Annotated in this window: 22 protein-coding genes and 1 riboswitch; of the genes, 17 read left to right on the top strand and 5 right to left on the bottom strand. The window is 71.3% G+C overall.

Annotation, left to right across the window (positions count from 1 at the left end; genetic code table 11):
- Positions 1-292 precede the first annotated feature (292 nt).
- Positions 293-423, top strand: a riboswitch (FMN riboswitch).
- Between the two features lie 154 nt (positions 424-577).
- The 10 genes from ribD to ACFVJX_RS31570 all read left to right on the top strand — a co-directional run bounded on the left by ribD (position 578) and on the right by ACFVJX_RS31570 (position 9,121).
- Positions 578-1,678 (top strand): bifunctional diaminohydroxyphosphoribosylaminopyrimidine deaminase/5-amino-6-(5-phosphoribosylamino)uracil reductase RibD, encoded by a 1,101-nt coding sequence (gene ribD / locus ACFVJX_RS31615; protein ID WP_384134988.1) that lies wholly within the window; start codon positions 578-580, stop codon positions 1,676-1,678.
- Positions 1,679-2,296 carry a riboflavin synthase gene (locus ACFVJX_RS31610; protein WP_384134986.1) on the top strand — a complete coding sequence of 206 codons (618 nt, stop codon included), beginning with the start codon at positions 1,679-1,681 and terminating at the stop codon, positions 2,294-2,296.
- Positions 2,293-2,937 (top strand): nicotinamide riboside transporter PnuC, encoded by a 645-nt coding sequence (locus ACFVJX_RS31605; protein WP_384134983.1) that lies wholly within the window; start codon positions 2,293-2,295, stop codon positions 2,935-2,937. Before ACFVJX_RS31610 ends, ACFVJX_RS31605 begins: the two co-directional genes overlap by 4 nt.
- Positions 2,934-4,232 carry a bifunctional 3,4-dihydroxy-2-butanone-4-phosphate synthase/GTP cyclohydrolase II gene (locus tag ACFVJX_RS31600; RefSeq protein ID WP_384134980.1) on the top strand — a complete coding sequence of 433 codons (1,299 nt, stop codon included), beginning with the start codon at positions 2,934-2,936 and terminating at the stop codon, positions 4,230-4,232. The genes ACFVJX_RS31605 and ACFVJX_RS31600 overlap by 4 nt, the downstream gene beginning before the upstream one ends.
- A gap of 50 nt (positions 4,233-4,282) precedes the next feature.
- Entirely contained in the window at positions 4,283-4,768 is a 486-nt protein-coding gene (gene ribH, locus ACFVJX_RS31595) for a 6,7-dimethyl-8-ribityllumazine synthase (protein WP_024493156.1), read from the top strand.
- A 34-nt stretch (positions 4,769-4,802) separates the two neighbouring features.
- The gene (locus ACFVJX_RS31590; RefSeq protein WP_018524273.1) at positions 4,803-5,075 is read left to right on the top strand and encodes a phosphoribosyl-ATP diphosphatase; all 273 of its coding nucleotides are present in this window, start codon (positions 4,803-4,805) and stop codon (positions 5,073-5,075) included.
- 58 nt (positions 5,076-5,133) lie between these two features.
- Positions 5,134-5,982, top strand: a complete 849-nt coding sequence (gene hisG / locus ACFVJX_RS31585; protein WP_384134975.1) for an ATP phosphoribosyltransferase — start codon at positions 5,134-5,136, stop codon at positions 5,980-5,982.
- A gap of 22 nt (positions 5,983-6,004) precedes the next feature.
- The gene (locus ACFVJX_RS31580; RefSeq protein ID WP_384134973.1) at positions 6,005-6,469 is read left to right on the top strand and encodes a PH domain-containing protein; all 465 of its coding nucleotides are present in this window, start codon (positions 6,005-6,007) and stop codon (positions 6,467-6,469) included.
- Positions 6,470-6,656: 187 nt separating this feature from the next.
- Positions 6,657-8,027, top strand: coding sequence for a hemolysin family protein (locus ACFVJX_RS31575; protein ID WP_384134970.1), 1,371 nt, complete (start codon positions 6,657-6,659; stop codon positions 8,025-8,027).
- Complete coding sequence (locus ACFVJX_RS31570; protein WP_384134968.1) at positions 8,024-9,121, top strand: hemolysin family protein; 1,098 nt, start codon at positions 8,024-8,026, stop codon at positions 9,119-9,121. The genes ACFVJX_RS31575 and ACFVJX_RS31570 overlap by 4 nt, the downstream gene beginning before the upstream one ends.
- A gap of 187 nt (positions 9,122-9,308) precedes the next feature.
- Here the strand turns inward: ACFVJX_RS31570 and ACFVJX_RS31565 are convergent, their stop codons facing one another.
- Both ACFVJX_RS31565 and ACFVJX_RS31560 read right to left on the bottom strand, forming a co-directional pair.
- Entirely contained in the window at positions 9,309-11,201 is a 1,893-nt protein-coding gene (locus tag ACFVJX_RS31565; RefSeq protein WP_384135016.1) for an AAA family ATPase, read from the bottom strand.
- 359 nt (positions 11,202-11,560) lie between these two features.
- Complete coding sequence (locus ACFVJX_RS31560; protein ID WP_384134965.1) at positions 11,561-12,190, bottom strand: uridine kinase; 630 nt, start codon at positions 12,188-12,190, stop codon at positions 11,561-11,563.
- Positions 12,191-12,363: 173 nt separating this feature from the next.
- Between ACFVJX_RS31560 and ACFVJX_RS31555 the strand changes: the two genes are divergently transcribed.
- Both ACFVJX_RS31555 and ACFVJX_RS31550 read left to right on the top strand, forming a co-directional pair.
- Complete coding sequence (locus tag ACFVJX_RS31555; protein ID WP_384134962.1) at positions 12,364-13,734, top strand: peptidase C39 family protein; 1,371 nt, start codon at positions 12,364-12,366, stop codon at positions 13,732-13,734.
- Between the two features lie 130 nt (positions 13,735-13,864).
- Entirely contained in the window at positions 13,865-14,017 is a 153-nt protein-coding gene (locus ACFVJX_RS31550; RefSeq protein WP_384134959.1) for an SCO1431 family membrane protein, read from the top strand.
- A gap of 72 nt (positions 14,018-14,089) precedes the next feature.
- Here the strand turns inward: ACFVJX_RS31550 and ACFVJX_RS31545 are convergent, their stop codons facing one another.
- Positions 14,090-15,364 carry a glycoside hydrolase family 18 protein gene (locus ACFVJX_RS31545; RefSeq protein ID WP_384134957.1) on the bottom strand — a complete coding sequence of 425 codons (1,275 nt, stop codon included), beginning with the start codon at positions 15,362-15,364 and terminating at the stop codon, positions 14,090-14,092.
- Between the two features lie 376 nt (positions 15,365-15,740).
- Here ACFVJX_RS31545 and ACFVJX_RS31540 point away from each other — a divergent pair, with 376 nt between their 5' ends.
- Positions 15,741-16,913 (top strand): acyl-CoA dehydrogenase family protein, encoded by a 1,173-nt coding sequence (locus ACFVJX_RS31540; RefSeq protein WP_384134955.1) that lies wholly within the window; start codon positions 15,741-15,743, stop codon positions 16,911-16,913.
- Positions 16,914-17,381: 468 nt separating this feature from the next.
- Here the strand turns inward: ACFVJX_RS31540 and ACFVJX_RS31535 are convergent, their stop codons facing one another.
- Positions 17,382-17,783, bottom strand: coding sequence for a hypothetical protein (locus tag ACFVJX_RS31535; RefSeq protein ID WP_384134952.1), 402 nt, complete (start codon positions 17,781-17,783; stop codon positions 17,382-17,384).
- A gap of 203 nt (positions 17,784-17,986) precedes the next feature.
- Here ACFVJX_RS31535 and ACFVJX_RS31530 point away from each other — a divergent pair, with 203 nt between their 5' ends.
- The gene (locus ACFVJX_RS31530) at positions 17,987-18,427 is read left to right on the top strand and encodes an Lrp/AsnC family transcriptional regulator (protein WP_384134949.1); all 441 of its coding nucleotides are present in this window, start codon (positions 17,987-17,989) and stop codon (positions 18,425-18,427) included.
- A 47-nt stretch (positions 18,428-18,474) separates the two neighbouring features.
- A complete protein-coding gene (locus ACFVJX_RS31525; RefSeq protein ID WP_384134946.1) occupies positions 18,475-20,115 on the top strand; it encodes an amidohydrolase in 1,641 nt (546 codons plus the stop codon).
- A gap of 205 nt (positions 20,116-20,320) precedes the next feature.
- On the opposite strand, the gene ACFVJX_RS31520 is transcribed toward ACFVJX_RS31525, so the two are convergent.
- Positions 20,321-20,452: a hypothetical protein gene (locus tag ACFVJX_RS31520; protein ID WP_384134943.1), complete on the bottom strand. Its 132-nt coding sequence runs from the start codon at positions 20,450-20,452 to the stop codon at positions 20,321-20,323.
- Positions 20,453-20,642: 190 nt separating this feature from the next.
- On the opposite strand from ACFVJX_RS31520, the gene ACFVJX_RS31515 reads away from it, so the two are divergent.
- Together ACFVJX_RS31515 and fxsA are read left to right on the top strand one after the other, a co-directional pair.
- Positions 20,643-21,410 carry a polyprenol monophosphomannose synthase gene (locus ACFVJX_RS31515; protein WP_384134941.1) on the top strand — a complete coding sequence of 256 codons (768 nt, stop codon included), beginning with the start codon at positions 20,643-20,645 and terminating at the stop codon, positions 21,408-21,410.
- Positions 21,411-21,488: 78 nt separating this feature from the next.
- Positions 21,489-22,067: an FxsA family membrane protein gene (fxsA, locus tag ACFVJX_RS31510; RefSeq protein WP_384134938.1), complete on the top strand. Its 579-nt coding sequence runs from the start codon at positions 21,489-21,491 to the stop codon at positions 22,065-22,067.
- Positions 22,068-22,324: the final 257 nt, after the last annotated feature.

Below are 22,324 nucleotides of genomic sequence, written 5' to 3'. Positions count from 1 at the left end.
CCCCCCTCACGTACCCGCCGCACGTTCGTCGTTCGAGGAGACGCCCCGGAGGGACCCCGGACCCCCACCCACCGGACAGACACGCGCACCCCACGGGGAAACCCGCACAAACCAAGCCCGTCCGGCGATTGAGGACGGAACCCCGCGTCCCAGGACCCGCGCCCCAGGACCCAGGACCCGCGCAGGGGAAATGGCGGAAACAGGGCTTGTCACCGGCTGTCTGTGAGCCACTCCACAGCGTTCACCCGTATGGGCCACGCCCACTCGTGGCACACTGATCGTGTACCAGCAGCAGCGCACTCCGGGGTCGGTGCAATTCCGAACCGGCGGTTATAGTCCGCGACCCGTCCGCATCCAGCGGCCGGTTGACCAGGTGGGATTCCTGGACCGACGGTTAAAGTCCGGATGGGAGGCAGTGCGCGGCGGGCCGTTTCGCGGGTACGCCGCCGTCGGCGGATGGTTTCGGGCAACCGATCCATCCGTTTTTCCGGCATCCGGCGTCCCCGTACAGCGTTCCGCTTCATCTGTCGTCATCGACAGGCCCCGGAGTCCGTGCCCGAAGAGGCAGGAGGACCCGGTGGACACCGCAGCCGACATCACCGCAATGCGCCGAGCCATCGCGCTCGCAGCCCGCGGTCTCGGCTCCACCAGCCCCAACCCGGTCGTCGGATGCGTCGTGCTCGACGCGACGGGACGACCGGCAGGTGAGGGCTTCCACCAGCGCGCAGGGGGCCCGCACGCCGAGATCCACGCCCTGCGCGCGGCCGGCGAGAAGGCCCGCGGCGGTACCGCCTACGTCACCCTCGAACCCTGTAACCACACCGGACGCACCGGCCCCTGCGCCCAGGCGCTCGTCGAGGCCGGGATCGGCCGCGTCGTGTACGCGGTCGGCGACCCGAACCCGCAGGCCACCGGCGGCGCCGACACCCTGCGCGCCGCCGGGGTGCGGGCGGAGCAGGGGCTCCTCGCCGAAGAGGCCGAGCAGGGCAACGCCGCCTGGCTGACCGCGATGCGCCTCGGCCGGCCGCACGTCACGTGGAAGTACGCGGCGACCCTGGACGGCCGGATCGCGGCCGCCGACGCCACCAGCCGCTGGATCACCTCGGCCGAGTCCCGCGCCGACGTCCACCGGCTGCGCGCCGAGGCGGACGCCGTCGTGGCCGGTGCCGGGACGGCCCGTACCGACGACCCCCAGCTCGGAGTACGCGGCATCGACGGCGCGGTCCAGCCGTTGCGGGTCGTCGTCGACACCACCGCCACCGCCGTACGGCCCGGCGCCCGGGTCCTCGACGACGTGGCGCCCACCCTGATCGCGGTCGCCGAGGACGCCGACGCCGCTCATCTCCCCGAAGGAGCCGTCCTGCGGCTGCCGCGTGCCCACGCCGGTCCCGGACTCGATCTCGTCGCACTGCTCGCCGCCCTGCACGGGCGCGGCGTCCGCTCCGTACTGCTCGAAGGCGGCCCGACCCTGGCCGGGGCCTTCGTCGCGGCGGGACTGGTCGACAGGGTCGTCGGCTATCTCGCCCCCGTGCTCCTCGGCGCCGGCCCCGCGGCCCTCGCCGACGCCGGAATCTCCACCATCGCCGAGGCGTTGCGCCTCCATGTGACCGAGACCGTGCGAATCGGCCCCGATCTGCGCATCACCGCTGTCCCCGGCCCTGCCCCGAAGGGAAACTGAGTGTTCACCGGAATTGTCGAAGAACTGGGTGAGGTCACCGCCGTCGAGAACCTCGGCGACGCCTCCCGATTCCGCCTGCGCGGTCCCGTGGTCACCGAGGGCGCCAAGCACGGCGACTCGATCGCCGTCAACGGCGTGTGTCTGACGGTCGTGGACCTCGGCGAGCAGGACTTCACCGCCGATGTGATGGCCGAGACGCTGAACCGGTCCAGCCTGGGCGCACTGCGCACCGGCTCCCGGGTCAACCTGGAGCGGCCCATGGCGGTCGGCGGCCGGCTCGGCGGGCACATCGTGCAGGGGCACGTGGACGGCACGGGCCGCATCGTCGAGCGCAAGATCTCCGAGAACTGGGAGATCGTGAAGATCTCCCTCCCCGCGGAGCTCACCCGGTACGTGGTGGAGAAGGGGTCGATCACCGTCGACGGCGTGAGCCTGACCGTGGTGGACGCCGGACCCGACTACTTCACCATCAGCCTCATTCCCACCACCCTCGCCCTGACCACGCTCGGCCACAAGGAGCCCGGCGACCCGGTCAACCTCGAGGTGGACGTCATCGCGAAGTACGTCGAGCGGCTGCTCGGCAACTCCGCGCAGGAACCCGGGGGGCCGGCGAAGTGAGTGCCCTGCACTGGCTGAACTCGGAGGCGTTCACCGTCTTCGACCAGCACATCATCTGGTCCGACATGATCGGCAACACGATCGGTCTGATCGCCCTGACCCTGGGCTGGCTCCGCTCGATCTGGACGTGGCCCGCCCAGCTGCTGTCCGGCGCCGTACTGGTGGCCGCCAACGTCTCCGTGCACCAGGCGGGCAGCGTCGGAAAGCAGGTCATCGTCATCGCCGTGGCCGTCTGGGGCTGGCAGCAGTGGACCAGGGGCCGTCAGCAGGCCCAGGACGGCTCCATCGCCGTACGGTTCGCCAGCTGGCGCGAGCGCGGCTACCTGCTCGGCGGAGCCGCCGTCGGCACCCTCGCGGTCGGCGGCCTGTTCACCGCTTTCCCCTCGCTCTCCTGGAGCCCGTGGGCGGACGCGTACATTTTCGCCGGCACCCTCGTGGCGATGCTCGCCCAGGCCCGCGGCATGGTCGAGTTCTGGTTCGCCTGGCTCCTCGTCGACCTCGTCGGCGTACCGCTCAACTTCCACAGCGGTCTCGCCTTCTCCGGTCTCATCTACGTCGTCTACGGGGCCCTCGTCCTGTGGGGCATGCGCGACTGGTGGCTGCGTACGCGGACACCCGCTCTGGAAGGAGCCACGGCATGACTGCCCAGCCCACCTGGTTGCACCGGGAACACCACGCGCCCGCCGAGGACCTCGCCCTCGACCCCGTCGAGCAGGCCATCCGTGACATCGCCGCAGGCCGGCCCGTCGTGGTCGTCGACGACGAGGACCGCGAGAACGAGGGCGACCTCGTCATCGCGGCCGAGAAGGCCACTCCCGAGATCGTCGCCTTCATGATGAGCGAGTGCCGCGGACTCATCTGCGCGCCCATGGAGAACGACGAGCTGGAACGGCTCGAACTCCCGCAGATGGTCGACCACAACACCGAGTCGATGAAGACCGCCTTCACCGTCTCCGTCGACGCCTCGGCCGCGCACGGCGTGACCACCGGCATCTCCGCCGCCGACCGGGCCACCACCCTGCGGATGCTGGCCGGCGGTACGGCCGGCCCCGGTGACTTCGTACGCCCCGGCCACGTCTTCCCGCTGCGCGCCCGCACCGGCGGGGTGCTCGTGCGCAACGGCCACACCGAGGCCGCCGTCGACCTCGCCCGGCTCGCAGGACTGCGGCCCGCCGGGGCGATCGTCGAGATCGCCGGCGAGGACGGCGTCATGCTGCGCCTGCCGCAGCTCGTCCCGTTCGCCCGCAAGCACGGGCTCACGATCATCTCCATCGAGGACCTGATCGCCTACCGGCGTACCTCCGAGCCGACCGTGCGCCGTGAGGCCGAGGTGCGGCTGCCGACGGACTTCGGGGCGTTCACCGCCTACGGCTACCGCTCCACCGTTGACGGCGTCGAGCACGTGGCCCTGGTCCACGGAGACATCTCGGACGGTGAGGACGTCCTGGTCCGGGTCCACTCCGAATGCCTGACCGGCGACATCTTCCAGTCCGAGCGCTGCGACTGCGGCCCCCAGCTGCACGCCTCCATGCGGCGCATCACCGACGAGGGCCGTGGCGTCGTCGTCTACCTCCGCGGCCACGAGGGCCGGGGCATCGGGCTGGTCTCCAAGCTGCGCGCCTACGAACTCCAGGAGCGCGGCGTCGACACCCTCGACGCCAATCTGGAGCTCGGCCTGCCCGCCGACGCCAGGGACTACGCGGCCGGCGCCCAGATCCTCAAGGACCTCGGCGTCCACAGCCTGCGCCTCATGACGAACAACCCCGAGAAGACCGCCGCGATCCTGCGGCACGGCCTGTCCGTCACCGGGCGGGAACCGATGCCCGTCCAGGCCGGCGAACACAACCTGCGGTACCTGCGCACCAAGCGCGACCGCATGGGCCACGACCTGCCCTGGCTCGACGCCGCCACGGTGTCGACCTGCGGCAACCAGTGACCCGTTGGCACTCCCAGCAGTCACCTGAGGAAACGAGCGGTAGGAGAGACATGAGCGGCAAGGGCGCACCCGAACTGTCCGTACGCAACTGCGGTGACCTCCGTGTGGCGGTCATCGCCGCGCAGTGGCACGAGAAGGTCATGGACGGACTCGTGGACGGCGCCCTGCGCGCCCTGCACGAGCTGGGCATCGACGAGCCGACCCTGCTGAGGGTCCCCGGCAGCTTCGAGCTCCCGGTCGTCGCCAAGGTGCTCGCCGGACGGGGCTACGACGCGATCGTCGCCCTCGGCGTGATCATCCGCGGCGGCACCCCGCACTTCGAATACGTGTCCCACGGCGTCACCAACGGTCTGACCCAGGTCGCGGTCGACACCGGCGTGCCCGTCGGCTTCGGCGTCCTCACCTGCGACACCGAGGAGCAGGCGCTCGACCGGGCGGGCATCGAGGGGTCCAACGAGGACAAGGGGCACGAAGCGGTCACCGCCGCCGTCGCCACCGCCACCACACTGCGCTCGGTCAGCGAACCCTGGCGCTGAGTGCGGGTCCGGGACCCCGTATTCTAAGGACATCATGGCGAACAAAACCTTCGAAGAGCTCTTCGCCGAGCTGCAGCTCAAGGCCGCCAACGGCGACCCCTCCACCTCCCGCACCGCCGAACTGGTGGACAAGGGCGTGCATGCCATCGGCAAGAAGGTCGTGGAGGAGGCCGCCGAAGTCTGGATGGCCGCCGAGCACGAGAGCAAGGACGCGGCGGCCGAGGAGATCTCCCAGCTGCTGTACCACGTCCAGGTGATGATGGTCGCGCGCGGAATCTCGCTCGACGACGTCTACGCCCATCTCTGAGCACGGCCCCCGCACCGCCCGAAGTTCCACACCCCTTTCGCAAAGGAAACCCGACCTCATGCTGCGCATCGCCGTCCCCAACAAGGGTTCACTCTCAGGGCCTGCGATGGCGATGCTCCATGAGGCGGGTTACCAGCAGCGCAAGGAGTCCAAGGAGCTCGTCCTCGTCGACCCCGAGAACCAGGTGGAGTTCTTCTACCTGCGGCCCCGCGACATCGCGATCTACGTCAGTTCGGGCCGCCTCGACATCGGCATCACCGGCCGCGACCTGCTGCTGGACTCCGGAGCCGAGTCCGAGGAGATCCTCCAGCTCGGCTTCGCCCGCTCGACCTTCCGCTACGCCACCAAGCCCGGCACGGCCGAGGGCCCGCAGGACTTCGACGGACTGACGATCGCCACCTCCTACGAGGGCATCGTCGCCAAGCACCTGGCCGACGTGGGCGTCAACGCCTCCGTCGTCCACCTGGACGGTGCCGTCGAGACCGCCATCGAGCTCGGTGTCGCGCAGATCATCGCCGACGTCGTCGAGACCGGCACCAGCCTGCGCAACGCCGGCCTCGAGGTCATCGGCGAGCCGATCATGAAGTCGGAAGCGGTCGTCATCCGGCGCACCGGCGCCCCGGTCGACGACCCCAAGGTGCAGCAGTTCCTGCGCCGGCTCCAGGGCGTCCTGGTCGCCCGCAGCTACGTGATGATGGACTACGACTGCCGCGTCGAGCACCTGGAGCGCGCGGTCGCCCTCACCCCGGGCCTGGAGTCGCCGACCATCTCCCCGCTGCACCACGAGGGCTGGGTCGCCGTCCGCTCCATGGTCGCCGCCAAGGAGGCGCAGCGGATCATGGACGACCTGTACGAGCTCGGCGCCCGCGCCATCCTCACCACGGCCATCCACGCCTGCCGGCTCTGACGGCCGGACACGGAAGAAGACCATGTCAGCCCCCGCGCCCCGGACCGAACCCCCCGCCCTTCCGCTCACCTTCCGGCCGACCCGCACCCGGGTGGTCCTGTTGAGCGTCGGGGTGGTGATGTTCGCCGTCATCACCGTCGTCGCCCTCACCCTGGAACAGCTCAGCGCGGGGGAGCGGACCAGCTTCGTCTTCACGGCGCTGGTCTTCCTCGGCGTCCTCGCGCTGCTCAGCCGTCCCAAGATCGTCGCGGACGACAGCGGGGTGACCGTGGTCAATCTCACGCGCACCCGGCGGCTGTCCTGGGCGGAGATCGTGCGCGTCAACCTGCGTGTCGGCGATCCCTGGGTCTTCCTCGACCTCAGCGACGGCACCAGCATGCCCGCCCTCGGCATCCAGCCCGGAATCGCCAAGGAGCAGGCCATTCGTGACGCCCGTGCACTCCGTGCCCTCGCCGAGAACCACGGCACGGGCACGGACAACGGCTGAGCCCCCTGCCCCGTACGGCCTCTTGTTGATTACTCTGGAGGGCGGCGGCGCCCTGTGCGCGCCCCGCCCCGCACCAGACGGCCATCCAGGCCCGCGGGGCTTTCCTGCGACCCAAGGAGTGACTCCCTCCAGCAATGGACGGATCTTCCGGTAGTACCTGCGCCGCCCCTTCCGTGGAGGCGGCGGCATGACCACCCCCCTGCTGCTTCTCAGTGCGGCATTCCTTCTCATCCTCGCCAACGGGTTCTTCGTGGCAGCCGAATTCGGGCTTGTCACCGTGGAACGGGCGGACGCCGAGCGCGCCGCCGCCGAGGGCGACCGGCGGGCCCGTACCGTCGTCGACGCCCTGCGCGAACTCTCCTTCCAGCTCTCCGGCACCCAGCTCGGCATCACCATCACCTCCCTGGTGGTGGGCATGCTCGCCGAGCCCGCGCTCGCCCAGCTGCTGGAGAGCCCCCTCACCCTGACCGGCCTCCCCGACGGTGCCGTCCCCGGCATCAGCGTGGTGATCGGCATGCTCCTCGCGGCCGCCGTCCAGATGGTGATCGGCGAACTCGTACCGAAGAACTGGGCGGTCTCCAAGCCCCTCCAGGTCGCCCGGTTCGTCGCCGGTCCCCAGCACCGCTTCACCGTCGTCTTCCGGCCGGTGATCGGGTTGCTGAACACCGTCGCCAACCGGCTGGTGCGGCTCCTCGGCGTGGAACCGACCGACGAGCTGGCCTCCGCCCGCACCCCGGGGGAGCTGGTCTCCCTCGCCCGGCACTCGGCCGAGGCCGGCACCCTCGAACAGGACACCGCTGACCTCTTCGTACGGAGTCTGTCGCTCGCCGGGCTCACCGCCCAGCACGTCATGACCCCGCGCGTGAAGGTCAGCGCCCTCCAGTCCTCCGCCACCGCGGCGGACGTACTCAACCTCACCCGGGCCACCGGCCTCTCCCGCTTCCCCGTCTACCGGGAACGCATCGACGAGGTCGTCGGCATGATCCACCTCAAGGACGCGCTCGCCGTCCCGGCCAGGGACCGGCTGCGGACGCCCGCCGGGCGGATCGCGGTGCCCCCGCTGCTGGTGCCCGAGACCCTGCCCGTCGAGCAGCTCCTCCAGCGGCTGCGCAAGGAGCAGCCGATCGCCGTCGTGGTCGACGAGTACGGCGGCACCGCCGGTGTCGTCACCCTCGAGGACATCATCGAGGAGCTCGTCGGCGAGGTCAGGGACGAGCACGACGCCGAAGGCGCCGACCGCCCCGAGCTGGCCCCCGCGGCCCCCGAGGACGGCAGGCCCTCCTGGGACGCCGAGGGCAGCTGCCGGGTACTCACCCTGCGGCGGATAGGACTCGACGTACCCGACGGCCCGTACGAGACGGTGGCCGGTCTGGTCGCCGATCTGCTGGGCCGGATCCCGGCCCCCGGCGACCGGGCAGAACTGCCCGGCTGGCGGATCTCGGTCCGCCAGGTCGGCCACTACCGGGCCGAGAAGGTCCGCTTCGTGCGGCTGGCCGGGGCCTTCGACCCGGCCACCGCCGAGCCGGCGGCCCGCGGCGTCCTGGAGGCCGCGCGATGAGCCTGGTCCAGTTGCTCTTCGCCGGACTCCTGGTCCTCGCGAACGGCTTCTTCGTCGGGGCCGAGTTCGCACTCGTCTCCGTGCGCCGCAGCCAGATCGAACCGCTCGCGGCAACCGGTTCGAGCCGGGCCCGGCAGGTGCTCCACGGCCTGGAGAACCTGCCGCAGATGATGGCCGCCGCCCAGTTCGGCATCACCGTCTGCTCACTGACCCTCGGTGCCGTCGCGGAACCGACCGTCGCCCAGATCCTGGAGCCGGTCTTCCACGCGGTCCATCTGCCCGATGGCCTCATCCATCCGCTCGGCTACGTGCTGGCGCTGGTCTTCGTCGTCTTCCTCCACCTCGTCATCGGCGAGATGGTCCCGAAGAACCTGGCGATGGCGGCCCCGGAGAAGACCGCTCTGTGGCTCAGCCCCGGCCTGGTCGGCTTCGCACGGCTCTGCCGGCCGGTCACCTCCGCGCTGGGCGCCTGCGCCCGGCTGGTGCTCCGGCTCTTCGGCGTCGAACCCAAGGACGAGGTGGAGGCCGTGTTCACCAGCGAGCAGCTCAACCGGCTCGTCGAGGACTCCGGACAGGCCGGGCTCCTGGAGCCGGACGCGCAGGAACGGCTGGAGGACGCCCTGGAGCTGGGCAGCAGGCCCGTCACCGACGTGCTGCTCAGCCGGGCCTCACTGGTGACGGTCGACCCGTCCGCCACCCCGCACCGGATCGAGGAGCTCACAGTGCGCACGGGCTACTCGCGGTTCCCCGTCTGCGCGGAGGGCGGCGGCCCGTTCATGGGCTACCTGCACGTCAAGGACGTCCTCGATCTGGAGGACCGGGAGCGGGCGGTCCCGCAGCACGTGTGGCGCCCGATGGCGACGGTACGGGCCGAACTCCCGCTGGACGACGCCCTGACCGTGATGCGCCGCGCTGCGACGCACCTGGCCCAGGTGGCCGACGCCTCGGGCCGTGTACTGGGGCTGGTCGCCATGGAGGACGTGCTGGAGATGCTGGTGGGCGAGGTGCGCGACCCGTCCCATCGGATCTCCGAACCCCGCCGCACCGAGGAGAAGAAGCCGGACCCGGACGAACTCACGGCGTTGGCCGTCTGACCCGCGCACAACCCTCGATCGCCGGACTGGCCACTCGAACCCGCCCGGGCAGGTCAAGCCCGCCGGACGGAACCGGGCCCCCCGGCGATCGAGGGCACCCGTCGCCCGTCCGGCGATCGGGGACACCTACCAGCCCGTCCGGCGCTCGAGGACGGCGCGTCGAACGGGGCCACCGGCCCCGCTCCGCCTACCCGGCCGGCGGCCTACGCCCCGACAACACCTCGCCGTACGCCTGCATCAGATCCGGCAGCCGCAGCGTCGCCAGATCGTCCCGATTCGGCTCCGACGCGTACCCCGAGAGCCGCAGATCCCGGTACGCGCAGCTCTTCTCGTACAGCGTGCGCAGAAACCGACCGTTGCCCAGCTCGTCGAGCCAGCCCTGATCGACGACGTGCCCGCTGATCGAACGCAGCTCGTCCAGCGACTCCTCGTCCCACACGTCCCCGTTCTCCGCGGCCAGCACCTCACCGATCGAGGTGAGCTCCAGCGGGCGGTAGCTGGGGAAGTCCACCCGCGTCGTGAACCGCGAGGACAGCCCGGGATTGGTGGCCAGCAGCCGGTCCATGCCCTCCGGGTAGCCCGCCAGGATGACGACGAGGTGGTCCCGGTTGTCCTCGGCGCGCTTGAGGAGGACCTGCAGGGCCTCGTCCCCGTACGCGTCGCCCTTGCTGTAACCCGTGTTCGACAGGCTGTACGCCTCGTCGACGAACAGCACACCACCCAGTGCGGAGTCGATCAGCTCGTTCGCCTTCACCGCGGTCTGCCCCAGGAACTCGCCGACCAGGTCGGCTCGTTGGGCCTCGACCAGATGGTCTCCGCCGAGCAGGCCCAGCGCGTAGAACACCCGGCCCAGGATGCGGGCCACCGTGGTCTTCCCGGTGCCGGACGGTCCGGAGAAGACGAAATGCCGCTTCGGCGGCTGCACGGGCAACCCCTGGCCGGCCCGCAGCCGCGCCATGTTCAGCTGCGCGGACAAGGCCTTGACCTGCCGTTTCACCGGCTCCAGCCCCACCATCCGCTCCAGCTCCGCCAGTGCTGCGGCGAGCAGCACCGGATCGCTGGGGCCGGCCGGGAAGGCCTGCGGCGCGGACTGCCCGGGGACCGCGGTCTTCTGCCGCGCCCCGCCGGGCGGCGACGGCACCCCGACCCCCGGCAGATCCTGCGGTTCGCCGCCGGGGCGCAGCTCGCGGCCGTCCACCAGATCGGTGCCCAGCGCCGAGTCGCCGTCGGGCTGGCTCTCCGCGAAGGTGCCGTCGGCACCCAGACCGGTCAGGGACACGGCGGCCAGCCCGGACACCTCGTCGGAGCCGTCGAGACCGTCGTAGTCCGCGATCGCGGCCAGCCGCGCGGAGGTGTCCATGAACGCCGGGTCGATCCGGTGCACGGCCCGGTACAGGGGCAGCGCGGCCGCACTGCGGCCGGTGCCCTCGTGCGCACGGGCCAGCCAGTAGCGAAGCTCCTTGCGCTGCGGCTGCTCGCTGCGGCAGCGCATCAACGCCGTGGAGAGCAGCGGTTCGGCCTGCCCGTACATCTCCAGCCGCACCCGCGCCATTCCGCCGAAGAGCCCCGCCTCGATGCCCAGCAGCGGATCGTCGATCAGCTGCTCCGTATGGCGCACGAGCTGATCCCAGTCCTTGACCAGATAGGACCGGCAGGCGTGCAGGAAGCGGACCTGCGCGTCGGCGTCCACCGGCGGCAGCCCGGCCAGTGCCCGGTCCAGCTCGGCCACATGGCGTCCGTCCAGCCAGTGCGAGGCGTGCGCCAGCAGCAGATCGCGTGGGCTCTCCAGCACCGGCTGTACCCACCAGCCCAGCCAGTACCAGGAGTTCAGGGTGCGGCGGTGACGGCCGCGCTGTTCTCCGAAGCGGTCGCGATGGCGGTACATGTGCAACAGCGCCGTCGTCGTGTCGACCCGCAGCGCGTGGAGGCCCAGCCAGGCGTCCGCCATGCCGGGATCGAGCCGCGCCGCGGTTCTGAATTCCTCTTCGGCCTGCGGATAGGCGCCCATCGTGTAGGCGTCCACGCCGCGCAGCCAGGCGAGGTCGGCCGGGGCCTGCGCGCCCTGCGTGCCGATGTCCATCAGGTCCCCCACAAACCGTGCCCCCAGGATGTCCCGCCGCACGACCGCACGCCGAAGCATGCCGAATCACTGTGCCGTGGACGGGAATTGACCGCACCGAGAGGCATCGTACCTGCGCAGGGAGTGTCCGACTAAGGGCGCCGCAGGCTCAAGGAGGACCGTGACCCAGGGTGAGCGGAATGGGGTGAAGGGCGGCCGGAAATATGCACCGGGCACAGAACGAAGCCCCCGATCACGGGGGAACAACCGGGGGCTTCGCGTCTGCGGGGGCTCCGAAAAGCCGCACATTGAGAACGTAAGACCTGTACCGCCCCCGGGTCAAGCAGAGTTGAGGCACTTCCGGACCGATTTCCGACTGCTCAGTATGGCGGTGTCCGATGATCACTTTGGGTGACGTTATGGTTCGCTCCTGCTGTCGATGGAGACCTCTGTAGCCACTCGTATCCCACAGGCAACTGGCGTACCAGCGCATCGGCCGCGGGCCTGGAGGGATCGGCTGAGAAGTGGGCCCGTTCGGCAGCGATCCAGTCGTCCCAGAACGCCGTCAGGGCCGGCCCGTCCCTTCGCCGGCCCCGTTCCCAGGACTCCTCGGCGGGCAGATCCATCCACAACAGGTGTGCGAGGAAAGGCCGCAGGGCGCGTCGGCCGGCGCCGACCCCCTCGACCAGGACAACCGGGGCGGGCTCCAGGGTGCGGGGCGGACCGAAGCGCCGGGCCGTCCAGTCGTACCGCTCGTAGCGTGCGGGCTCCCCGATCGAGAGCGGTCCGGTGACCTGCTCCCGGAACCTGTCCGTCCAGTCGAAGAACTCGGCGTGGGTGGCCAGATCGTCCAGGTGCAGTACGGGTGTGCCGCCGAGCGCCGCCGCGAGCCGGGCGGCGAAGGTGCTCTTGCCGGATCCCGCGTGGCCGTCGACGGCGATCAGCCGGACCGGTCCGCAGGACGGCGGCAGGGCGCGCAGCCCTGCGGCGTGGCGCGTGAGGTCGTCCATCCGCCCAGGGTACGAGCCGCCGTGAAGCAGTCGCAGGTCACGCCAGTGGTCGAGACCAATATTGGTGCTGCGGCACGAGCGGAATCGCTGGCCGAACCGGGGGGCGACCCGCAATAGTTGGCGCACTGTCGTGCACCGCAGCCCCATTCCGCTTACGACCGGGGGTCTCGCCCATGCCCAGTCCGACCTCACGCAGAACAGTGCTCACCGCCGCCATCGCGGCAGCGGCCGGCGCCGGAGCGGTGGCGTCCACCGCCTCCGCGGCGGCCGCCGCTCCGTCCCGTACCCCGCACCACGCACCTTCGGCGGCAGCCTCTCCCGTGGACAACCACTCCTGGAGTACGTACACCGACTGGCGCTGTGGTTCAGGCGCCGGAACCCGGGCCGTCGCCGGCCGCCGGGCGGGGCTGGTGATCGGTCATCCACAGGGACGTACCGACTACACCGATCCGCACACCGGCACGACCGCCTCCTGGGAGTACGCGACCTGGACCTCGCCGGTCCACCGCTCCGCCGTCCCCGCCACCGAGGTGATCGCGTCCTGGAACGCGGACACACCGGCCGGCACCTGGATCCAGATCGAACTGCAGGGCGGCTACTCGGACGGCACCGGCACGCCCTGGTACGTCATGGGCCGCTGGGCGGCGGGCGACGGCGACATCCGCCGCACCTCCGTCGACGACCAGAGCGACGGCAAGAGCTCCATCTGGACCGACACCTTCTCGGTCGACGACGCGGCGAGCGGCCTCCGGCTCCAGAGCTACCGGCTGCGGCTGACCCTGTACCGCACCCCGGGCACCCGGCTCACCCCCACGGTGTGGCGGGTGGGCGCGATGGCCTCGGACATCCCCGACCGCTTCACCGTGCCCGCCTCCACCCCCGGGCTCGCCCGGGAACTGCCGGTACCGCGCTACTCGCAGAACGTGCACGTGGGGCAGTACCCCGAGTACGACAACGGCGGCGAGGCCTGGTGCAGCCCCACCTCCTCGCAGATGATCATCGAGTACTGGGGGCGCAAGCCCTCCGCCGACGACCTCTCCTGGGTCGAGCCGGGGCTCCAGGACCCGCAGGTCTGCCACGCGGCGCGCTTCACGTACGACAACCAGTACGAGGGCTGCGGCAACTGGCCGTTCAACGCCGCCTACGCCGCCACCTACGAGGACATGAGCGCCGTGGTGACCCGGCTGGGCTCCCTGAAGGACCTGGAGACCCTGATCCGGGCCGGCATCCCGGCCATAACGTCTCAGTCGTTCCTCAAGGAGGAGCTGACCGGCGCGGGCTACGGCACCTCGGGGCACCTCATGACGGTGATCGGCTTCACCGCCGAGGGCGATGTGATCGCCAACGACCCCGCGTCGCCGAACGACGAGGCCGTGCGCCACGTCTACCGGCGGCACGAGTGGGAGACGATCTGGCTCCGCACCAAGCGCTACAACGCGAGCGGCAGTGTGGTCTCCGGCACAGGCGGCGTCTGCTACCTGTACTTCCCCGCGCACCCGACGCCCGCCCAGCGCCGGGCTCTGGCCGCTGTCGGGATCCGCTGACGCGGCCCGGCTCCCCGGGGGCAGTGACGCACGTCTCTACCCCGGGGGCCGGTCCGGCTGGCACTGTGGTCAGGTCCTCGCGGGACACCCGCTGGGGGACACCCACTGCCGGCCGACCGAACGAGATGCCATGACCGCGACTGCCGCCGCAACCACCACCCCTGCCCGCCGCCGCGCGCGGACCGGCGGGCCCGAGGACCGCTCGAACCTGCTGGAGCAGATCCTCGGCTGGACGCTCGTCGTCGTCATCGCCATGTTCGTCACGCAGCTCGGCCTGATGTGACCTGGCGGCGGACATGACCGGGGCGGTGAGCCCGCCCGGCCCCCCGCCCCGGTCATGTCCGCCGTGCCGACGTCAGTCGATCGCCTTGATGAGCTCGCCGTCGGTGGTGTCACCGCTGAGCTCCCAGAGGAACGTGCCGCCGAGACCCTGCTCGTTCTTGTACTCCATCTTGGTGCCGATGGTGGCCGGGGTGTCGTAGCTCCACCAGTCGGTTCCGCAGTGCGCGTAGGCCGTGCCCGCGACGGTGCCGGTCGCGGGGCAGCTGTTCTTCAGGACCTTGTAGTCCTCGATGCCCGCCTCGTAGGTACCCGGCGCCGCGCCGGTCGCCGTACCGCCCGGCTCGTCCTGGGTGACGCCGCTCCAGCCGCGACCGTAGAAGCCGATACCGAGCAGCAGCTTCGACGCGGGGACGCCCGCCGCCTTCAGCTTGGAGATGGCCGCGTCGCTGTTGAAGCCCTCCTTGGGGATGCCCGTGTAGGAGGTCAGCGGGGAGTGCGGGGCCGTCGGGCCCTTCGCGTCCCAGGCGCCGAAGAAGTCGTACGTCATCGGGTTGTACCAGTCGACGTACTGCGCCGCGCCGCCGTAGTCGGCGGCGTCGAGCTTGCCGCCGTCGGAGCCGTCCGCGCTGATCGCCGAGGTGACCAGGTTGTCCGTGCCGAACTTGGAGCGCAGGGCGGACAGCAGGTTGCCGTAGCCGTCACGGCCGCTGGTGTCGCACGTCAGACCGCAGTCGTTGGGGTACTCCCAGTCGATGTCGATGCCGTCGAAGACATCGGCCCACCGGGGGTCCTCCACCAGGCTGTAGCAGGAGTCGGCGAACGCGGCGGGGTTCTGCGCGGCCTCACCGAAGCCACCTGACCAGGTCCAGCCGCCGAACGACCAGAGGATCTTGAGGTCCGGGTGCAGCTTCTTCAGCTTGCGCAGCTGGTTGAAGCTGCCGGCCAGGTCCTGGTCCCAGGTGTCGGCGACCCCGTCGACCGACTGGTCCGCGGTGTAGGTCTTCTCGTAGTCGGCGTAGGAGTCGCCGACGGTGCACTTGCCGCCCTGGACGTTGCCGAAGGCGTAGTTGATGTGCGTGAGCTTGTCGGCCGAGCCCGATGTCTCGATGTTCTTGACGTGGTAATTCCGGTCGTAGACGCCCCAGTCGGTGAAGTAGCCGACCACCTTGCTGCCGGCCGCCGTGGGGGCCGCGGGCGCTGCCGCGGGGGCCGCGGCCCGGAGGTGGGCGGGGGCCGCGCCGGCGGATCCGGTACCCGCGGCGCCCAGCAGGGCGGCGCCCAGGGCGGTGGTACAGGCGGCGGCGGCGAGCGCCCGGAGACGGGTTCCCGGGCGATGCAGTCCGATCATCGTTGCTCCTCGTGGGGGAGGGGACTTGCCGGTGGACGACCGGCTTCCGGCGCCCATTCCGAGTTGGCATGAACGCGGAAAGCCGGTTAGCAGGGAACCGTAGATGGACTAGACCAGTGGGGTCAATGGTTCGGACCAATTCCGCTCTCCGGGTCCGGTGGCCGTCGCGGAAGGTCCTGGCACCCGGTGACGGATACCGTCCGATCGGGCATACTCAAGCCGCCACAGCCGCTGACCGGCACCTCTCGCAATCCGGGAGGGCAACATCGGCTGGGCCGCAGTCTTTTCGGGCCCCGCCCGGAGATCCCCCGGCGGCGCCGCTCACCACCCCGCGCGCGCGACCGCCGCAACGCCCGACAGGGAGGAGAGCGCCGTCATGTCCGACCGTGCCCCGCAGTTGGTGGAACGCCGTCTGCCCACCGAGGAGTCCAGGCAGCTCATCGCGCTCGTCCGCGACATCGCCCAGCGGGAGATCGCGCCGCGGGCCGCCGAGGAGGAGGACGCGGGCACCTTCCCGCGCGAAGTCTTCACCCTGCTCTCCGAGTCCGGCCTGCTCGGACTTCCGTACGACTCCGCCCACGGCGGCGGCGACCAGCCGTACGAGGTGTACCTCCAGGCTCTCGAAGAACTCGGCTCCGCCCGGCTCACCGTCGGCCTTGGCGTGAGCGTCCACTCCCTGGCCTGCCATGCGGTCGCCGGATACGGCACCAAGGAGCAGCAGGCCGAGCACCTCCCGGCCATGCTCGCGGGCGGCCTGCTGGGCGCCTACTGCCTCTCCGAGCCCGCCTCGGGCTCCGATGCCGCCTCGCTGCGCACGAAGGCCGTACGGGACGGTGAGGACTGGGTCATCACCGGGACCAAGGCCTGGATCACCCACGGCGGCGTAGCCGACTTCTACACCGTGCTGGCCCGTACCGGCGCCGACGGTGCCCGCGGGATCACCGCCTTCCTCGTTCCGGGGGACGCCGCGGGGCTGAGCGCCGCGGTCCCCGAGAAGAAGATGGGGATGAAGGGTTCGCCCACCGCCCAGCTCCACTTCGACGGCGTACGAGTCCCGGACACGCGCCGCATCGGCGAGGAGGGGCAGGGCTTCGCCATCGCGCTGTCCGCACTCGACTCCGGCCGGCTGGGCATCGCGGCCTGTGCCATCGGGGTAGCCCAGGCCGCTCTGAACGAGGCCGTCGCGTACGCCACCGGGCGCGAACAGTTCGGCCGCCCCATCGCGGACTTCCAGGGCCTGCGGTTCATGCTCGCCGACATGGCGACGCAGATCGAGGCGGGCCGGGCGCTCTACCTGGAGGCCGCCAGACTGCGTGACGCGGGCAGCCCCTTCTCGCGGCAGGCGGCCATGGCCAAGCTGTTCTGCACGGACGCCGCGATGCGGGTCACCATCGACGCCGTCCAGGTGCTCGGCGGATACGGCTACACGCTGGACTTCCCCGTGGAACGGCTGATGCGCGAGGCCAAGGTGCTGCAGATCGTCGAAGGCACCAACCAGATCCAGCGCATGGTCATCGCACGCCACCTCGCGGGTCCTGAGACGCGCTGACCCGCAGCGGCCGCTCCGACCACACGGGCGTCGTCATGATCCGGTTCCACTCCTGGTCATGGCGGCCCGGCAGGGTCCTGCCGGTGCCCTCCCAGTGCCTGAGCAGGGCACGGTAGATGGGCGGATCGGTCGAATGGGGCACCGGACGTGGTGCCTGACGGGGCGGTTCGGACTGCGGCGCCGGTGACGATCCGGGCTGCGGAACCGATTCTTCGGAGGCCGGGGCGGCGAGACGGCGGCGACCGGGGCCGGCCGTTGAGTGCAGCAGGGTCATGCCGGGCCAACGCCGCGGGACGGGACAGGGTCACTGTCCGGCCGATTCGGGCGCTCGTTCGCCAGGTTCCCCGGCGGGGCCCGGCGCCCCGCCCCGCGCCCGCCGACTGCCCGCACCACGCCGGCCTGGCCGACGTGGTGCGGGCACAGGTTCCTGTCGGGCGGCCGTCGGTCCCGCGCGGGCGGGCGGCGGGCTCAGGCGGCGTCGCGCCGGAGCTGGTGCGGCACCCGCAGCGGGCGCGAGCCCGCTCCGCCGGCGTGCGAGAAGGGCTGCATCCGCCAGTCGAGCCCCTGAGGGAGCGTCAACAGCAGTGCCGTCTCCTGCTCCTGGGCCTCGGGCGACTCGTCGGCGGCCCGCGCCTCCGACGCCGCACGGCCGGTACCGGCGCACACCGTGAGCACGAACGGGTTCCACGGCGTCGGGCACCGCGCATGCTCCGGCAGGGCGTCCTCGTCCGCCAGGAGCGCGATCGGCTGCGCGCAGTCCGGGCAGGTGACCCGGTACATCTCGAGTGTGTCGTACGCGTCGGGAGCGGTGTCCTCGAAAGGATCAACGGGCTCCGGTTCGGTACGTCCGGTGAGCTTCAGGCTCTGCATGGGAAATTCCCCCCTCGGGTGGGCCGACAAGGCGCCGCGGCCTCGACCACAGCAAGCACTTCCCGTGCCGGATCGGCCGTAACCGCGAGGTGCTCGGCTACCGACCCGTAAACCTGTGGCATTGGTCACATGCCTGCCGCAGGTGCCCTCAGGTGGCTCCTTCGGCTGTGCCTGGAGGGACTTGGGGCCATAGATTGATCCATATGGAGGAGCTGGACCGTCGAATCGTGGAGTTGCTCGTCAAGGACGGGCGGATGAGCTACACCGACCTGGGCAAGGCCACGGGCCTGTCCACCTCGGCCGTTCATCAGCGGGTCCGCAGGCTGGAGCAGCGCGGGGTGATCCGGGGCTATGCCGCGGTCGTCGACCCCGAGGCCGTCGGTCTGCCGCTGACCGCGTTCATCTCGGTCAAGCCCTTCGACCCGAGCGCCCCGGACGACATCGCGGAACGGCTCGCCGGTGTTCCGGAGCTCGAGGCGTGCCACAGCGTCGCGGGCGACGAGAACTACATCCTCAAGGTGCGCGTCGCGACCCCGCTTGAGCTGGAGCACCTGCTCACCCGGATCCGCTCGCTGGCCGGTGTCTCCACGCGCACCACGGTCGTACTCTCCACCCCGTACGAGGCCCGGCCGCCGCAGATCTGAGGGGGCCGCGCACGGGGTGCGCCCCGGCAGGCGGGAGACTGGTCCCCATGACCGAGAGCACCGCCCCCCAGAGCGAACACCGCACCGTGCTGCTGCGCGGTGGAGACGTCCACAGCCCCGCCGACCCCTTCGCCACCGCCATGGTGGTCGAACGGGGCCATGTCGCCTGGGTGGGCTCCGAGGGGGCCGCCGATGCCTTCGCCGCCGGCGTCGACGAGGTCATCGACCTCGACGGGGCCCTGGTCACCCCGGCGTTCACCGACGCCCATGTCCACACCACGTCGACCGGCCTCGCACTCACCGGCCTCGACCTCTCCGGTGCCCGCACCCTCGACGAGGCGCTCGGCCTGGTGCGGACGTACGTGGCCGCGCACCCCGCAGACCGTGTGGTCCTGGGACACGGCTGGGACGCCACGCGCTGGCCCGGGCAACGCCCGCCCTCGCGAGCCGAGCTCGACGCGGCGGCCGGCGGCCGGCCGGTCTACCTGCCCCGGATCGACGTGCACTCGGCCGTCGCCAGCACCGCGCTGCTCGACCTGGTCCCGCGGATCGCCTCACTGGCCGGATACCACCCCGACGCACCGCTGACCGGCGCCGCCCACCACGCGGTGCGCGCGGCCGCCCACGGTGCCGTCTCACCGCGGCAGCGCGCCGAGGCCCAGGGCGCCGCACTGCGGCACGCGGCCTCCCTGGGCATCGGCACGGTCCACGAGTGCGCAGGCCCGGACATCTCCGACGAGGAGGACTTCACCGCGCTGCTGAAGCTCGCGGCCGGACAGCCGGGGCCGCGGGTCTTCGGATACTGGGCCGAACAGGTCGCCGACGAGAAGGACGCCCGGCGCATCCGGGAGCTCGGTGCGGTGGGCGCGGCCGGGGACCTCTTCGTCGACGGCTCGCTCGGCTCGCACACCGCCTGCCTGCACGAGCCGTACGCCGACGCCCCGCTGTCCGGTACCCCCCACCTGGACGCCGGACAGATCGCCGCCCATGTCGCCGCCTGTACCGAGGCCGGGCTGCAGGCGGGTTTCCACGCCATCGGGGACGCGGCGCTCTCCGCGGTCGCCGACGGGGTCAGGGCCGCTGCCGAGAAGGTGGGCCTCGGCCGGGTGCGCGCCGCGAGGCACCGGATCGAACACGCCGAGATGCTCACGCCCGAGACCGTCGCCGCTTTCGCGGAACTCGGACTCACCGCCTCCGTCCAGCCCGCCTTCGACGCCGCCTGGGGCGGTGAGGAGGGCATGTACGCCCAGCGGCTGGGTGCCGGGCGGGCCAGGACCCTCAACCCGTACGCGGCCCTCCTGCGGGCCGGTGTGCCCCTTGCCTTCGGTTCGGACAGCCCGGTGACCCCGCTGGACCCGTGGGGGACCGTACGGGCCGCGGCGTTCCACCGGACGCCCGAGCACCGGATCTCCGTACGGGCCGGCTTCACCGCCCACACCAGGGGCGGCTGGCGGGCCGTCGGCCGCGACGACGCCGGCACCCTGGTGCCCGGCGCCCCGGCCGACTACGCGGTCTGGCGCACCGAGGAACTGCTGGTCCAGGCCCCGGACGACCGGGTCGCCCGCTGGTCGACCGATCCCAGGTCGGGCACGCCCGGTCTGCCGGACCTCAGCCCGGGGGCCGAACTCCCGGTCTGCCTGCGCACCGTCGTCTTCGGACAAACGGTCTACGTAAGGCCGAACGAGTGACGTGCGGACATTTCGTACCGCCGATCGAAGGTGCCCGGGTTCTCCCACGACCTGGGTATCTTCGGGACTGACCAGGCAAGTTCGGTAAACGGCGCAGGTCAGGCAACTATTGACAGAATGCGGCCACCGGCCGGTAGGTTCGGCCGAGTCCACCACAGGACGTCCGACCGGTTAAACGTCCACGCAGTCGTCGAACGCCGCTGAGTCACGGGGTGGTGCGCCGCACCAGCGCGCCACCACTGACAGCCAGGTTCAGCGCCCGCGCCTCGGGGGCGAGGGAAGGTTTCAGCCGGACGGAGGGTGCGACCCGGGTGGGGCCCGGACGTTCAGTAGACAACGGCTCTAGGTCGACTCGCAGCCGGCGAGTCCCAGGTCGGCCCGAAGGACGCCGGGCCCCGATCCGCAGTTCTGTCCGTACTTCCGCTCTTCTGTCCGCCGCCACTTCGCGAGGCGCCCGCCCGGGTCGGTCGGCAGGCCCGCCACGCTGGATATGGTGTGCATCTGCGTACGGACTTAAGGGGCAGTTAGTGAACGACGGCGGTCAGCGGCGATACGGCCCGCTCGGCAGAACCTTGGTGATCATTCCGACCTACAACGAGGCCGAGAACATCAAGCCGATCGTCGCCCGGGTGCGCGCCGCCGTGCCGGAGGCCGACATCCTCGTCGCCGACGACAACAGCCCCGACGGCACCGGCAAGCTCGCCGACGAGCTGGCCGCAGCCGACGAGCGGGTCCATGTCCTGCACCGCAAGGGCAAGGAAGGGCTCGGCGCCGCCTACCTCGCGGGCTTCCGCTGGGGGATGGAGCACGACTACGGCGTGCTCGTCGAGATGGACGCGGACGGCTCCCACCAGCCCGAGGAGCTGCCCCGGCTGCTCACCGCCCTCAAGGGCGCCGATCTGGTGCTGGGCTCCCGCTGGGTGCCGGGCGGACGCGTGGTCAACTGGCCCAAGTCCCGCGAGATGATCTCCCGCGGCGGCAGCACGTACTCACGGCTGATGCTGGGGCTCCGGACGCGGGACGTCACCGGGGGGTACCGGGCGTTCCGCACGGAGACCCTGAAGGGGATCGGGCTCGACGAGGTCGCCTCGCAGGGCTACTGCTTCCAGGTGGACCTGGCGCGCCGTTCGATCGAGGCCGGCTATCACGTCGTCGAGGTCCCGATCACCTTCGTGGACCGGGAGATCGGCGACTCCAAGATGAGCCGGGACATCCTCGTCGAGGCGCTGTGGCGGGTGACCGCCTGGGGCGTCACCACCCGCACGAACCGGGTGCTCGGCCGCCGGACCCCCTGACCCTCGCGGGCCGGTCCCGGGCCGGATGATCCTCACCCTCTTACCGCGCCCGCACGCGCGGCCAGGCACACTGGGGACATGACGACCGGCACACCGCCCCCGACCGCCCGTCGGCGCTCCCGCGCCCGGACCTTCGTACCTCTCGCCATCGCCGCCTGGGCGGTGCTCGAGATCTGGCTGCTCACCGTGGTGGCGGATGTGGCGGGCGGGTTCACCGTCCTGCTGCTCCTGGCCGCGGGTGTGGTGCTGGGGGCCGTGGTGATGAAGAGCGCCGGCCGCCGCGCCTTCCGCAATCTCACCGAGACCCTTCAGCAGATGCCGGGGCAGCCGGGTGCGGACGGTTCCTCGCCCACACCTCCGAGCAGCAGGGGCAACGGCTTCCTGATGCTCGGAGGACTGCTGATCATGATTCCGGGGATGATCTCGGACGTCGCCGGACTGCTGCTGCTCGTCCCGCCGGTCCGGTCGGCGCTCAGCAGGTACGCGGAGCGCTCGCTCGAACGCCGGATGCGCGCGGCGAGCCCGGGCGGGTTCTCCGACGCCTTCCAGCAGGCCCGTATGCACAGGCCCGACGGAAAGGTCGTCCAGGGCGAGGTCATCCGCGAGGAGGACTCCACCCGGCCGGACGAGAACCCCCGCCCCCCGCTGACGCCGTAACGCGCGAGCCCGACCACGCCGGCCGGGCCCGGCGGGAGATCAAGCCCGTCGGGCTGCGGAAACCAAGCCCGTCCGGCGATCGACGCATCCGTAACGGCGCCCCCGAGGGCATCCGTGACGCGGAACCCCGGCACGATGCCCGCGCGGCAAGAACATGATGCCCACGCCGCAAGAAACAGAGCCGCAGTCGCGGCAGGGCCTCCTTGAGCGCCTTCAGGGAGCGCGGGTAGTAGCGCCAAGGCAGGCTCGGATGAAGG

Origin of the sequence: Streptomyces sp. NPDC127177, assembly GCF_042672475.1 — a bacterium.
GTDB lineage: Bacteria > Actinomycetota > Actinomycetes > Streptomycetales > Streptomycetaceae > Streptomyces.
The sequence above is the reverse complement of the archived record's forward strand: the minus strand, read 5'-3'. Positions and strand labels throughout refer to the sequence as shown.